The organism is Desulfosalsimonas sp., from assembly GCF_046483245.1.
Lineage (GTDB): Bacteria > Desulfobacterota > Desulfobacteria > Desulfobacterales > Desulfosalsimonadaceae > Desulfosalsimonas.
On the sequence record NZ_JAWODO010000153.1, the window covers coordinates 1 to 13,018 of the forward strand.

The following is a 13,018-nucleotide window of genomic DNA, read 5'->3' on the forward strand; positions in this document are numbered from 1 at the left end:
GCATTCAACAAGCTCCAGGATGGTGTCATGATTGGCCACCGCACATCCGTAGCCCCGGACCAGGGGACGGGCCTGTGCGGCGCCGGCGGCCAAGAGCACAAACAGGCAGGCCAGCACAACAGCGGTGAAACGTTTCAAAGGCATTTTGTCTTTTCCTGTTCATCGGGTTCTGCCCTGTTTTGTAGCATGACCCCCTGTCAGAAAAAACCTTTTTCTTTGCATCTTACTGCAACCCGTGGGTTTTCCATTCAACGCGGTCCGGCCGGTAGGCCAGCCAGAGCTCGCTGCCGGGCTGCCAGCCGCGGGCAGACAGGGTTTGGGCATCCAGGTAAAGGCAGAATTCGCTCCGGCCCGCAAAAAGCAAGACCCGTATGAGGCCTGTGTGCTGTTCCAGGTCCAGGCAGACAATTCGGCCTTTTAAGGTGTGTTTTTTTGCACCTGCATCATCGGGTGATGCGTGCAGGGACATATCATCCGGGTCCAGGATGGCGGCCGCCCCTGTGAGATCCTTTGGGGCGTTTTCCGCCGCAAGAACCTGTCCGTCTGCCAGCGTGCGGATTGCCCCGCCTCCGGAAGTGTGCTGCCAAGGGCCAAAGACAATGGTTTTTTTTCCTTTTCCCAGAATTGTGCCGGCAAACAGATAAACCAGATCATGGCAGATCCCCTGGAGCCACTGCATGTCGTGGCTGGCAATAATCAAGCTGGTGTTCCACTGCAGGTGGGCTTCTGCGGCGGCCTCGCGCATGAGTTGTGCGCTTGCGGCATCCACGCTGGTTGTGGGTTCATCGAGCAGCAGCACTTCCGGCCGAAGCGCCAAACGCGCAGCCATTGCCACCCGCCGGGCCTCACCCCCGGACAGGGCATACCATGGCCGGCCGGCGAATTTTTCCGGGTTCAGGCCCACCAGGGAGAGGGCATGAGCCACTTGTCCGGATTCGTTGTCTGTGTTTTTGCGGATCCGAAGCCCGTAGGCCACGTTTTGGTACACAGATCGTTTCAGCAGAAAGGACTGCTGGGGCAACAGTGCCACTTTGTTCCGGATTTGGCTGTCATAGGGCCGGGCCCTGTGTCCCCTGAAATAAATGAATCCCGCGGCCGGCGGCGAGATCAGACCCAGCAGGCTGAGCAATGTGGTTTTGCCGCTGCCGTTGGGCCCGCACAACCCCGTGACGCTGTTTTCGGCAATGCGCAAGCGGTCAATGGACAGCACCGGTGTGCCGTTATAATGGTGCCGGATGTTTTCCAGTTCGTATAAAGCCATGGTTTTTACTTTCTGCGCAGAAACGAGACCCCGGCATTGACCCCGAATGCGATGGCCAGCAGCACCAGCCCCAGGGCAATGCCCGTGGCAAATTTGCCCTTTCCGGTTTCCAGGGCAATGGCCGTTGTAATGGTGCGGGTATGCCACTTGATGTTGCCGCCCACCATCATGGAAATGCCCACCTCGGTCATGACCCGGCCATAGGCGGTCAGTGCCGCGGCCAGGATGGCATGGCGGGCTTCCCAAAGCGTGGCCGTCACCAGGTGACGCCGGCCCGCCCCCAGGGAAAGCAGGGTGGTGCGCAGGCCGGCATCCGTGTTTTCAATGGCCGTGGCGGTCAGGGCGATGACAATGGGCAGGGCCAGTATGGTCTGGCCGATGGCAATGCCGGGCAGCGTAAACAGCAGGCCCATTTCCCCCAGAGGACCCTGCCGGGAGACAAGCGCATAAACCAGCAGCCCGATAAAAACCGTGGGAAGCGACAGCAGGGTGTCGACCACAAGGCGCACCTGGCGTTTGCCGGCAAAATCCAGGTGACCCAGGGCAAATCCAAGGGGGATGCCCATTGCCAGGCTGGTGGCCATGGCATAGGATGACACCGTGAGGGTGGCGGCCACGGCCGAATAGGTCTCCGGATCACCGGAGAATAGCAGTTCAAGGGCCTGGGCCGTTCCCTGGAGGATAAAGTCCAATTTTTATTGATCCGCGTTGGGAATAAACAGCTTTTTGTCCAGAAGTCTGAATCCGTCAATGAGCTGCTGCGCTTGTTTGCCGGCCATCCACCCGGAAAAGGCCCGGGCCTGATCCGCCCTGACATCCGGGCAGTTCTCGGCGCTGACCTGGATGACGCTGTATTGGTTGCGAAGCCTATCTCCGCCTTCCACCACAATGACCAGCGGCGGACTGCCGCCCTTGTCATGAGCGTACTTGATGTAGGTGCCCCTGTCGGTAAGGATGTATCCGGACTGTTCTGCGGCGATGTTGATGCTTGGCAGCATGCCCTGGCCGGTCTGGATATACCAGGGCTCTTTGTCCGGCCGGGTCAGCCCGGCAGCCTGCCAAAGTGAAATTTCTTTTTTATGCGTTCCCGAATCATCGCCCCGGCTCACAAAACAGGACCCTGAGGCCAGAATGGCATTCAGGGCCGCCTTTGTGGTCTTGCCCCGGATGTCTGCCGGATCGGATTTTGGTCCGATTACCACAAAGTCATTGTACATGATTGGCTGCCGGTTGATACCGTAGCCGTCAGCCACGTATTGTTTTTCCGCATCCGGGGCGTGCACCAGCAGGACGTCCACGTCGCATCTTTTGCCCAGTTCCAGGGCCTTGCCCGTGCCTGTTGCGGTCCATTTGATTTCAATGCCCGTGGCCTCTGTAAAATGCGGGGCCAAGTAGTCAAGCAGGCCTGTGTTGTCGGTGCTGGTGGTGGTGGCCATGAGCAGATCCGGGCCTGCGGTCCAGGCCGGTCTGCACATGAGCATCAATATGCAGGCCCCGAGAAAAACAGCTTTGCATGCAGTGAATTGAATTTTCATTGGCAATCCTTTGTTTGAGCGGATTTTCATGTTAGTGGATTTCAGTAAATGGTGGTCAAATAAGCGGGAAAGTACAAGTTAAGGTTATTTATTGTCAATATTTTTTATCAATGAATTGTTTTTGAGATTTAAATTACCAAAAATAACTTAAAATGACATTTTTAAATTTTAAAACTTGTTTATTTTTATCCGCAGGGGCAGAATCATTCATACACTAGACGCAAATTGGCAAAATCGATCTGTTTTGTGAGGAGAATGAATGGACAGAAAAATGAGATTGCTTTTTATCCTGACGCTTGTGATGAGTTTGGCCGCCAGCGGTTTTTTACAGGCATGTCAGCGAAAGCCAGAGGATGCGGATATCAGGCCCGAAGAAGTCATCGGACAGGTTGAACTGCCGGATTTAGACAATGCAGATAAAAATGGTGCAGACCAGGACCATATAGAAACAAGCGCCCGGCAAACGCGAAAAGACCGGATTCCGGCCGCGTCCATACCCGATGATGTGGATACCCAATTGCCGGATTTCACCAGATATAAGGACGTGGAAGAAAAGAAAAAGGCTTTTTTCGACTTTCTGCGTCCCATTGTCCGGAAGGAAAATCATAAGGTGCTCAAGCAGCGAGCGTATGTATTGCTAAAATGGCAGCGTTTTGCCAGGGGGCAGGAATTGTCGGAAAGGGAAATTCAACATTTAAATGCCCTTGCAGAAAAATACCGCGTGGATGCCGTATATGATCAGGGAGAGGTGTTTTTCAGGAAGATGCTCATCCACGTGGATAAAATTCCGGTATCCCTTGCATTGATTCAGGCGGCAAAGGAGTCCGGATGGGGGACTTCCTATTTTGCCCGGGAGGGCAATAATTTATTCGGCCACTGGTGTTTTAAAAAGGGATGCGGTATCATTCCCAGACAGCGCCCCGAGGGCGCCACCTATGAGGTCCGGACCTTTGACGATGTGGCGGATTCGGTTCGCGCTTATATCCGCAATCTTAACTCCCATCCGGCATACAGGGAGGTCCGCATGCAGCGCTACCGGATGCGCCTTGCCGGAAAACAGCCGGATGCGCATCTCATGGCGGGCGGACTCGAGCACTATTCCGGGATCGGTATGAAATATGTGGAGACGCTCCGGGAGATGATCCAGGGCAATGAGAAATTCATGGGCATCCATGAGCCGGCTGCCCGATCCTAGGTTCCGGATTTTATCCGGGCCCGTGTATATTTACCGAAAGTACAAGCAATCAACGCAAGGGGGGTCGGTATGAGAAGGCCAGTGAAATTTTTAACCTGCTTGTTCGCGGGCATTTTTTTGATTCTGTTTACTGCCGGCACTTCAGAGGCGGATGAGAAAACCGCCAGGATTGCTTATGCCCAATGGTCCTGCGCAACAGCGGCGTCTAACGTGGTTAAGGCCGTGCTGGAAGAAAAGATGGGCTATGACTGCGAACTCGTAGCAATGGATGCCGAGGCCTTGTGGCTTTCAACGGCCAGCAGTGATGTTGACGGATTCGTGTGTGCCTGGCTGCCCGGCCTTCATCAGTATTATTACGCAAAAGCAGGGGATCATGTTGTGGATCTGGGCCCGAACCTGGAAGGGACAAAAGTGGGTTTTGTGGTGCCCGAATACGTGCCTGTTGATTCCATCGAGGCGCTTGATTCGCACGCTGAAAAATTTGACAATCAGATCATCGGCATTGATCCGGGCGCGGGCATCATGCGCTTTGCCAAAGAAGCCGTCAAAGACTATCAAATTGCCAATATGGAGCTGGTACCCGGAAGCGGTGCTGCCATGACCGAGGTTTTGCGCAAAAAAATCAATAAACGCCGGTGGGTGGTTGTCACCGGCTGGACCCCACACTGGAAATTTGCCAGGTGGGATCTCAAGTATTTAAAGGACCCCAAAGGAGTTTTCGGGGGATCTGAATCCATCCACACAGTGGTCAGAAAAGACCTTGAAAAAGAAAAGCCGGATCTTTACAGGTTTCTGGATCATTTCAGCTGGCAGCCCGATGATATTCATCAGGTGATGGACATGATTCAAAAATCCGGAAAGCCGTATCAAAGCGCGGTGAAATGGATCAAACAGAATCCGGACAAGGTCGAATCCTGGCTTTCCGGGCAGTAATGCCGCAGATCCGGTGTCCCGGCGGCAAGCCGAAAAACCGGAAAAGCACCCTTTATTGCTGCGGGGGCTTTTTTTCAGGGATCACCCAGGAGTGCGAATACCAGAACCATTCGGAGCCGTCTTTTGACGGTGCTGTAAGCGTGTAAAGCGTTCTACGGGACGTGAGGGCATCATCGGCGCGCACCTCGACCACCAGTTCCTTGTTCTTTTCAGATATTTCCATTTTGCAGTCTTTTTCCCCGCTTACAAAGCACTGTAGTCCGTCCGGGTTTATTTTGTTTTTCCGGATATGGAGTTCCAATGCCGGGGGGTTGTTTTTTGGGGTTACCAAAGGGGATTCAGGATCGGCTTTTGTTACCTCAAGGGCGTTCATCCCGATTTTTTCTTCAAAACTTTCCATTTCCGCGTAATTGACATTCATGGGAAAACGCGGCAGGGCAAATCTGTCTCCGCCCCTGTGGATGACCCCGGATTTCTGGGCAGCCCCGGCCCTGTAATCGTATTTTTTCAATACATCAGCCATTTCCGGGCTATATTCGCCGGCGGGATAGGCATAGAGTTCGGGCACATGGCCTAAATGCCGCCTGAATTGTGCATGTGATTTTTTCAGGTCTGCTTCAAATGCGTCTGCAATTTCCTCTTTTGGCTTGTTTAAAAAATACGCGTGGCCGTGGGAATGATTGCCGATTTCAAATCCTTTTTTCCGAAGCTGCTGAATCTGATCCCAGGACAGATAATTGTCACCGCCCACGTAGGCGGTTGCAATAAAAATGGTTGCCGGATACCCGTATTTTTCCAGAAGGGGCAGGGCGTTGTCCCATACCGAGCGATACCCGTCGTCTATGGAGATGACCGCGGTTTTTTCAGAAACCCCTTTTTCTGAAAAAAGCCGGTCCAGGGCCTGGCCAAGGGTTAAAACCGTGTAATCATGCGTGTCCAGATAATCCAGATGGTCTTTGAACTGGTCCACGGAAACACTGGTGGACGGGTATTGATCCTCCATGCCGAAATGATGATAGATAAAAGCCCGGATTTGTTCCTGTTTCGGTCCGGGTGCGGATGACCGGTCAGCGGCCGGTGCACCCGTAAACCCGGCTGCGGCCGGTATAAGAAAAAACAGGGCTGCCATAGTATAAAAAAACGTTTTGTGAAGCATAAACTCCTCTGTTTAGGTCTGCTTGTTTTTCATGGAAAGGGAAATGCGTTTTCGTTCCAGGTCAACGGACAGGACCGTGACCCGGACTTTCTGGCCGACCTTGACAATATCTGCCGGGTTTTTGACAAACCGGTCGGCCATTTGACTGATGTGCACCAAGCCGTCCTGGTGCACCCCGATATCCACAAACGCGCCAAAAGCCGTTATATTGGTCGCAATACCGGGCAGGCACATGCCTTCTTTCAGATCCTCGATTTTTTCTATCCCTTCGGCAAAGCCGAATTCCTCGAATTTTTCCCGGATATCCCGGCCGGGTTTGGCCAGTTCGGCCATGATGTCTTTTAATGTGGGCATGCCAACGGTATCGGTGACATAGCGCGAAAGATTGATTTTGTCACGCAGTTCCGGGTTGCGGATCAGTTCCGCCACGGTTGCGCCCTGATCCCCGGCCATGGCATGGACAACGGGATAGCTTTCCGGATGTACGGCTGTGGCGTCCAGAGGGTTTTGGGCCTGGGCAATCCGCAAAAAACCCGCGCATTGCTCAAATGCCTTTGGGCCCAGCCGGGGGACCTTTTTCAGCTCCCGGCGGTCCCGGAACGGTCCGTTTTCATCCCGGTATGCCACAAGGTTTTGGGCAATGCGGGAGCTGAGTCCGGAGACATAGGTCAACAGCTCGGCACTTGCGCGGTTGACATCAACGCCTACGGCATTGACGCAGCTGGTGACTACATCATCCAGGCTTTTTTTCAGTGCCCGCTGATCCACGTCATGCTGGTACTGGCCCACGCCGATGGACTTGGGGTCGATCTTGACCAGTTCCGCAAGCGGATCCATCAGCCGCCTGGCAATGGAGACCGCACCGCGCACGGTCAGATCCAGGTCAGGAAACTCCCTGCGGGCAGCCTCTGAGGCGGAATAAATCGATGCCCCGGATTCGTTTACCATTACCACGGTTATAGACCGGTCCAAATCGATGCCTTTCACAAACGATTCGGTTTCCCTTCCTGCTGTGCCGTTTCCTACGGCCACGGCCTGGATGCAATATTTTTGACAAAGCTGCCTGAGCTTTTCACCATCGCGTTTTTCAGGGTTTTTTCCGGTGTGGGGATATATGGTGTCATGGTGTAAAAGTTTGCCCTGCCGGTCAAGACACACCACTTTGCAGCCGGTGCGGAATCCCGGATCAATGCCCAGGATCCGCTTTGCCCCCAGGGGCGGGGCCATGAGCACCTGGCGCAGGTTGTCTGCAAAAACGGCAATGGCCTGTTCATCAGCGCGCTGCTTGGCCCGGATGCGGGTTTCGGTTTCCATGGCATTGGACAAAAGCCTCTTGTAGCTGTCTGCCGCAGCCCGGCGGACCTGCTCGGAATCCATGCCCCGGCCCGTGACAAAAAGCTTTTCAAGGATGCCCAGGGCTTTATCTGTATCCGGCAGCATGCGCATGGACAGCACATCCTGCTCTTCGCCCCTGCGTATGGCCAGCATCCGGTGGGAGGGCACGGCTGCTGCATTTTCCTGCCAGTCAAAATAATCCCGGAACTTGGCACCGGTTTCCTCCATGCCCGGGACAACACGACTTTTGATAATGGCTTTTTTAAAAAACAGATCCCGCAGAGCTGTCCGCGCGTTTTCGTTTTCACTGATGCGTTCGGCAATAATGTCTCTTGCCCCGGCCAGCGCCTCTTGAGCAGAAGCGACCCCTTTTTCCGGATCCACGAAATTTTCGGCTGCAGCCTGCACATCCAGGCCGTTTTGGGCAAATATGTCCATGGCCAGGGGCTCAAGGCCTTTTTCCCGGGCCATGACCCCCCGGGTCCGGCGTTTGGGTTTATAGGGAAGATAGATATCTTCCACTTCGGCAAGGGTCTGTGCGGCCTCAACCCTTGCCCGGAGTTTGTCAGTGAGGTGCCCGTGTTTCTCCAGGGAGTTTAAGACTGCATCCTTTCGTGCGGCAAGTTCGCCCAGCTGATGCGTGCGATCCCGAACCGCGGTTACCGCCACCTCATCAAGGCTGCCCGTGGCCTCCTTCCGGTATCTGGCAATAAAAGGGATGGTGGCTCCCTGCTCGAGCAGACCGGTCACTGCGGAAACCTGGGCAGAGGTAATGTTTAGTTCATGGGCAACTGTCTGGGCAAATGTATTGTTCTGCATGTATTTTTAAATACCTTTTCCATTTTCGCTAACCGTTGGATTTCCACCCGGCCAGCAGTTGCCGGATCATAATATCTCTTTGCCCAAAACGCAATAACGGGCAGCACGGAATTGTACCGTCCCGGGCGTACGCGGCGGTCAAACCCCTTTGATGCACTGCACGTTTTTGTTGTTTAATATACTAAAATATTGTAAAAATGTCATTTCCGGATGAAAGGGCATTTTCCAGGCTTCCCGGACAGCCTGGAATAACCTTTGACCAGGACAGGGTTTTTCATGTTCAAATACTTCGGATTGGCATCCCGGTATCCTGTCTTACAGATCCTCGGGGAAATCTATTATTACGGCATTATTGCGGCTGCATTCATTGTCTTTGCCGTTTTTACATCCCGAAAGCTGTATTTTTGCCTTGGTTATCCCAAAAAACGCGTTTTTGTGTTTACCGGAATTTTCATTTCCGGCATTGGTCCTGTGGTCTATGCAGGCTCCCGGGCCGCGGGGATGTTGAACCGGCCGTTTGAGCACTGGTGTGTGGATCTGCTGGTTGAAAACATTGTTTCCGGCGGTTCTCACACATTTCATGGCGGCATGCTCATGGCGGTGTTTTTCCTGGCCGTCCTCTCTCGCCTGTTTCGCTTTAGAATTTCCGAGATACTGGATACGGTTTTTCTTTATCTGCCAATGGTGCATGCCCTCGGCCGCACAGGATGCCTGCTTGTGGGATGCTGCTGGGGGGCACGGGTGAATCTGTATTTTTATGGATTCCATCTTGGCCTGCAAAATCCCGTGCCCCTGTATGCAATCATGGTGAATTTGGCTGTTTTTTTCTTTTTGCGCCGGGTCTACAACCGGGTTTATACCGATCCGGAGATTCGAACCCGTTACAGAGGAGTGGTTTTTACAGCCTACCTTTTGCTTTATCCCCCTGCACGCATTGTTTTTGAAGTTTTCCGTAACGAGCCTAGGGTTTTTGCCGGGCTGACCCAGGCCCAGGTTGTCATGGGGCTTTTGTTTTTCACCGGGCTTGTTTTGTCCGCGGTTATCGCCTGCCGCTGCCGAAAAACCAAACCGCTTTCATTTTCAAAACCCGCACCGGTAGCCAATGAAGCCAATGTCGAACTTGTACACCTTTTTTCCATGGCCGCACTGCTGGTGTCCTTGGTTTTATTGAATTTTTTCATATATTATCTCACCCGGCAGCTCAGGATATGGCCCTGGCCGATTCAGCCGGTTTTTTCCCTTGCCGATGCCTACGGCCGTATCCTCTGGTATTCTCCGGTGATGCTCATACCCGTTTGCTGCCTGTTCTGGCTTCGCTGGCTTAAGATTCCCATACAACCCTGGCTGGGTTGGAACCGTTTTTCATACACGTTTTTCATCGGCCTGGCTGTGAGCATTTATTATTGTTTTGAATTGTTTGTATTAAAGGGATTTTGCTTTCGCGGACCGGTTTTCTGGCCGCCCGTGCTGGTGATGAGTTTGATGAATGCCGCAGGCGAGGAGGTTATATACCGTCTGGCCCTGTATAACCTGATAAAGCGGGCGCTATACCCAATATGGACGGCCAATATCGTCCAGGCCCTGGCCTACGCGTTGATTCATTTCATGATCGCAGGAGCGGTTTTCGGCTTTCTTTCATTTGCCTACGGCCTTGTCCTGGGAATCATTGTTGAGCGCAACAAAAGTATCATACCGGCTTTTATCTGTCATTTCATCATTGATTTGGGGGTTATTGGAATGCCGGTGCTGATGTGTTTTCCCATGGGTTCATAACAGGCTTGATTTGGCCGCGTGTCCGGTGCGTCCGGACGATCCGGCCGGTCAGCGCGGTCATCCCGGCGGGCAATTTGAAAAAAATACCTGAAAACACGAAATGATTATGATATTTTATCCTAAATTGAAAATCCCGGAGGGTTTCAGGGGGGAGCTATGCAAATAAAGGAAATCGTTCAGACCACGCCGAATTTTCAGGTTTTGTCCGAAGATGAGATGGAGCGCATCTATTTTGATGCACTCGGGGTCATCGAAAGTCTGGGGGCCCGGGTAAAAAGCCCCCGGGCCCGCCGATTATTGGCAAACAGCGAAGCCGTGATTACAGATACAGATCTTGTTCGCATTCCCGCGGTTCTGGTTGAAAAGGCCCTGGTCGGGCATCCTTCAAAAATTGCCCTTGCCGGCAGAACCCGGACCAGGGGGGTGCGGCTGCAGAAAGATGAGCTGGCTTTTGGCGCAGGGCCGATTTATCCGCTGAAACCCGATAGCGGAGGGGCGGCTGACGGCCAGGGCCTTTATGAAAAGATTTACAACGCAGCCCGCCTGGTTGATTTTCTGCCCAATTTTGATTTTATTGCCGGTCCCTTGAAGGTTTTTTCCGCAAACCGAAAGTCATGGGATTTGTCCCTTGTGGCGGCCATGCTCGAAGGCTCCTGCAAACCCATGCTTTTGGGCAGTGCCGATGTCAGGCAGCTTCATGGATTGTGGCAGATGGGGACCTTGATTTGCGGAGGGGAAAAGGAATTTCGCTTACGCCCGTTTTTTGCGCACTATCTTGAAATCGACTCTCCCTTGATATTATCGGCCGATGCGGCCGACAAGCTGCTGTTCTGTGCTGAAAAACAGATTCCCTGCGTGTGTGCATCCCGGGCGATTTCCGGAATCACCGCGCCCTCGACCATTGCCGGGATGCTGGTTCAAAGCCTGGCGGAAACCATGCTGGTCTCCGTGCTTTCATATCTTCAGAATCCCGGCATGCCTTTGATCAGAGGCGGCGTGACGGGTGCGGGCTCACAAAATACGAACCGATGCTGCTACGGCGCCCCGGAACTTGCCCTGAGCGTAGCTGCAAACACGGATATTTCCAAATGGCTGGGCCTGGGCATGCTGTCGCCCGCGGGTATTACCGATGCCCACGATCTGGGGCAGGAAGCCGGAGTGGATTGTAGCGCCGGTCTTTTTTACGCCTTTTTGTCCGGGGCGGACATGATTTACGGTTCCGGGATGATCAGCGGTGCTGAGCAGTTCTGCATGGACAGCATGGTCATGTGCAATGAAATCATCTCCATGATCAAGCAGATTGGAAAAGGCATCTGTACGGATGAAGAATACCTGGCCATGGATTTGATCGAATCTGTCGGGCCGGGAGGGGAATATCTCACCCAGGATCACACCCATGAGCACTGGCAGCAATGGTTCCGGCCCCGCCTGATCAACCGCACCGTTTATGACGGCTGGCTGGCTGCCGGTGCCACAACCATGAAGCAGCGGGCCGTTGAACAGCGCGGCAAAATTCTGGACGAGCACACGCCCGCCCCCATGGATCCAAAGCTGCTGGCCGAATTGCGGGCCCTGGCAGCAAGTTTGCAACAGGAGGACCACTGATGGGAACCCGAACCAACCTGACGGAAAACCAGTATATCCGGTTTTCGTTTTTGTCTGACGGTCAAAAACGGCTGATATTCAACCAGGTACTCAAAATTTTGCAGCATACCGGCGCCAGGGTCAAGCATGAACAGGCCTGCCGGATACTTGCGGAAAACGGCTGCCGGGTGACGCAGGACCGGGTTTATATGCCGCCGCACATTGTGAAAAAAGCCCTTGACTCCGTGCCGCCGGTGAGCACGATTTTCAGCTGGCAGGGCCATGCCGCCCTGCGGGTGGAGCACGGTCACACCTATTTCGGCCCCGGTCCCACCTGTCCGAACTTTATCGATCCCCTTACTTTTGAACGAAGGCGCTACACATGCAATGATGCAGCCATGGTGGCACGGGTATGCGAGGCGCTTTCCGGCATTGGTTTTGTGATGTCGCTGGGCCTGGTCAGTGACGCCTCCCGGGGAATGGAAGGGCTTTTCGAGTTTTCCGAAATGATTCAGAATTCCACAAAGCCGCCCATTGCCTGGTGCATGTCCAAAGAGCATTGCCGGGATATTCATCAGATCGCCATTGCCATGGCCGGCGGGCCGGAAGCATTCCGGCGGAAACCCAATTATCTGTTTTACAATGAGCCCATCTCCCCGCTTCTTTCCGATTTCAGCGCCATTGACAAGGTGATGTATTGCGCCAGAAACAACATCCCCCAGATTTTTGCCCCTGCGAGCACCGGCGGCGGAACCGTGCCGGCCACGCATGCCGCCCATATTTCAATGACCCTGGCTGAATCGCTTATCGGCGTGGTGATTTCCCAGATTGTCAACCCGGGGGCTTGTATTATCATCGGCGGCACCCAGTCCATCCTGGATATGCGTGAGGCCGTGTTTGCCTATGGCGCTCCGGAGCTTTCCAGTCTGGAATCCGGACTCACTGAAATGGGCGAATACCTGGGGCTTCCGGTTTTTTCCGCAGGGGGATGCAGTGATTCCAAGGCAATGGATGCCCAGGCGGCAATCGAAGCCTCTTTGTCGCTTCATTCGGCCATGCTCAGCGGGCCCAGCCTCGTCCATGACGTGGGATTTATGGAATCGGGCATGTGCGGGTCCCTTTTTCAGCTGGTTCTGGCTGACGAAATCATTGCAAAAAGCCAATACATTGCCAAAGGCGTATTGGTGGATGAGCAGACCCTGGCCAGGGAGGAGATAGAAGCCGCAGGTCCCGGAGGCGATTACCGAAAGGTCAAACAGACCTCGGAGAAACTTGCGGCGTATGGATTTGTCAGGCCATTTGCATCATCAGACAAGCCGGAAGCCCCTTTTTCATGTCCTGTATCAAAATCCACGTCCGAGCACATCGTCCAGCGCACCCAGCAGCTTCTCCGACAGACCCGGAGCCCGGCAGACATTATTTCCGAT

Annotated in this window: 10 protein-coding genes; 5 read left to right on the top strand and 5 right to left on the bottom strand. The window is 53.8% G+C overall.

Going from position 1 to position 13,018, the window contains the following annotated elements:
* Positions 1–223: 223 nt before the first annotated feature.
* Genes R6U41_RS13355 through R6U41_RS13365 form a run of 3 tightly spaced genes read right to left on the bottom strand, consistent with a single transcriptional unit; the run spans position 224 to position 2,796 of the window.
* On the bottom strand, positions 224–1,261 hold the full coding sequence (locus R6U41_RS13355; RefSeq protein WP_410270339.1) for an energy-coupling factor ABC transporter ATP-binding protein: 1,038 nt from the start codon (positions 1,259–1,261) through the stop codon (positions 224–226).
* Positions 1,262–1,266: 5 nt separating this feature from the next.
* Positions 1,267–1,953, bottom strand: coding sequence for an ABC transporter permease (locus tag R6U41_RS13360; protein WP_410270340.1), 687 nt, complete (start codon positions 1,951–1,953; stop codon positions 1,267–1,269).
* 3 nt (positions 1,954–1,956) lie between these two features.
* Positions 1,957–2,796, bottom strand: a complete 840-nt coding sequence (locus R6U41_RS13365; RefSeq protein WP_410270341.1) for a substrate-binding domain-containing protein — start codon at positions 2,794–2,796, stop codon at positions 1,957–1,959.
* A 259-nt stretch (positions 2,797–3,055) separates the two neighbouring features.
* On the opposite strand from R6U41_RS13365, the gene R6U41_RS13370 reads away from it, so the two are divergent.
* Entirely contained in the window at positions 3,056–3,991 is a 936-nt protein-coding gene (locus tag R6U41_RS13370; protein WP_410270342.1) for a glucosaminidase domain-containing protein, read from the top strand.
* 117 nt (positions 3,992–4,108) lie between these two features.
* Positions 4,109–4,924: a glycine betaine ABC transporter substrate-binding protein gene (locus tag R6U41_RS13375; RefSeq protein WP_410270343.1), complete on the top strand. Its 816-nt coding sequence runs from the start codon at positions 4,109–4,111 to the stop codon at positions 4,922–4,924.
* A 52-nt stretch (positions 4,925–4,976) separates the two neighbouring features.
* Here R6U41_RS13375 and R6U41_RS13380 read toward each other — a convergent pair whose 3' ends face one another.
* Entirely contained in the window at positions 4,977–6,080 is a 1,104-nt protein-coding gene (locus R6U41_RS13380; protein WP_410270344.1) for a polysaccharide deacetylase family protein, read from the bottom strand.
* Positions 6,081–6,092: 12 nt separating this feature from the next.
* A complete protein-coding gene (locus tag R6U41_RS13385; protein ID WP_410270345.1) occupies positions 6,093–8,234 on the bottom strand; it encodes a Tex family protein in 2,142 nt (713 codons plus the stop codon).
* Positions 8,235–8,510: 276 nt separating this feature from the next.
* Between R6U41_RS13385 and R6U41_RS13390 the strand changes: the two genes are divergently transcribed.
* The 3 genes from R6U41_RS13390 to R6U41_RS13400 form a co-directional block, all read left to right on the top strand.
* On the top strand, positions 8,511–10,007 hold the full coding sequence (locus R6U41_RS13390) for a prolipoprotein diacylglyceryl transferase family protein (protein ID WP_410270346.1): 1,497 nt from the start codon (positions 8,511–8,513) through the stop codon (positions 10,005–10,007).
* 156 nt (positions 10,008–10,163) lie between these two features.
* Positions 10,164–11,612, top strand: a complete 1,449-nt coding sequence (locus R6U41_RS13395) for a trimethylamine methyltransferase family protein (protein WP_410270347.1) — start codon at positions 10,164–10,166, stop codon at positions 11,610–11,612.
* Positions 11,612–13,018: trimethylamine methyltransferase family protein (locus R6U41_RS13400; protein ID WP_410270348.1), on the top strand; the 1,407-nt coding region annotated here is incomplete at its 3' end. The genes R6U41_RS13395 and R6U41_RS13400, both read left to right, overlap by 1 nt.

What these genes read in the sequence shown, in the direction of transcription:
- R6U41_RS13355 (WP_410270339.1), bottom strand. Translation starts at nt 1,261, where the DNA reads ATGGCTTTATACGAACTGGAAAACATCCGGCACCATTATAACGGCACA.
- R6U41_RS13365 (WP_410270341.1), bottom strand. Translation starts at nt 2,796, where the DNA reads ATGAAAATTCAATTCACTGCATGCAAAGCTGTTTTTCTCGGGGCCTGC.
- R6U41_RS13370 (WP_410270342.1), top strand. Translation starts at nt 3,056, where the DNA reads ATGGACAGAAAAATGAGATTGCTTTTTATCCTGACGCTTGTGATGAGT.
- R6U41_RS13380 (WP_410270344.1), bottom strand. Translation starts at nt 6,080, where the DNA reads ATGCTTCACAAAACGTTTTTTTATACTATGGCAGCCCTGTTTTTTCTT.
- R6U41_RS13385 (WP_410270345.1), bottom strand. Translation starts at nt 8,234, where the DNA reads ATGCAGAACAATACATTTGCCCAGACAGTTGCCCATGAACTAAACATT.
- R6U41_RS13390 (WP_410270346.1), top strand. Translation starts at nt 8,511, where the DNA reads ATGTTCAAATACTTCGGATTGGCATCCCGGTATCCTGTCTTACAGATC.
- R6U41_RS13395 (WP_410270347.1), top strand. Translation starts at nt 10,164, where the DNA reads ATGCAAATAAAGGAAATCGTTCAGACCACGCCGAATTTTCAGGTTTTG.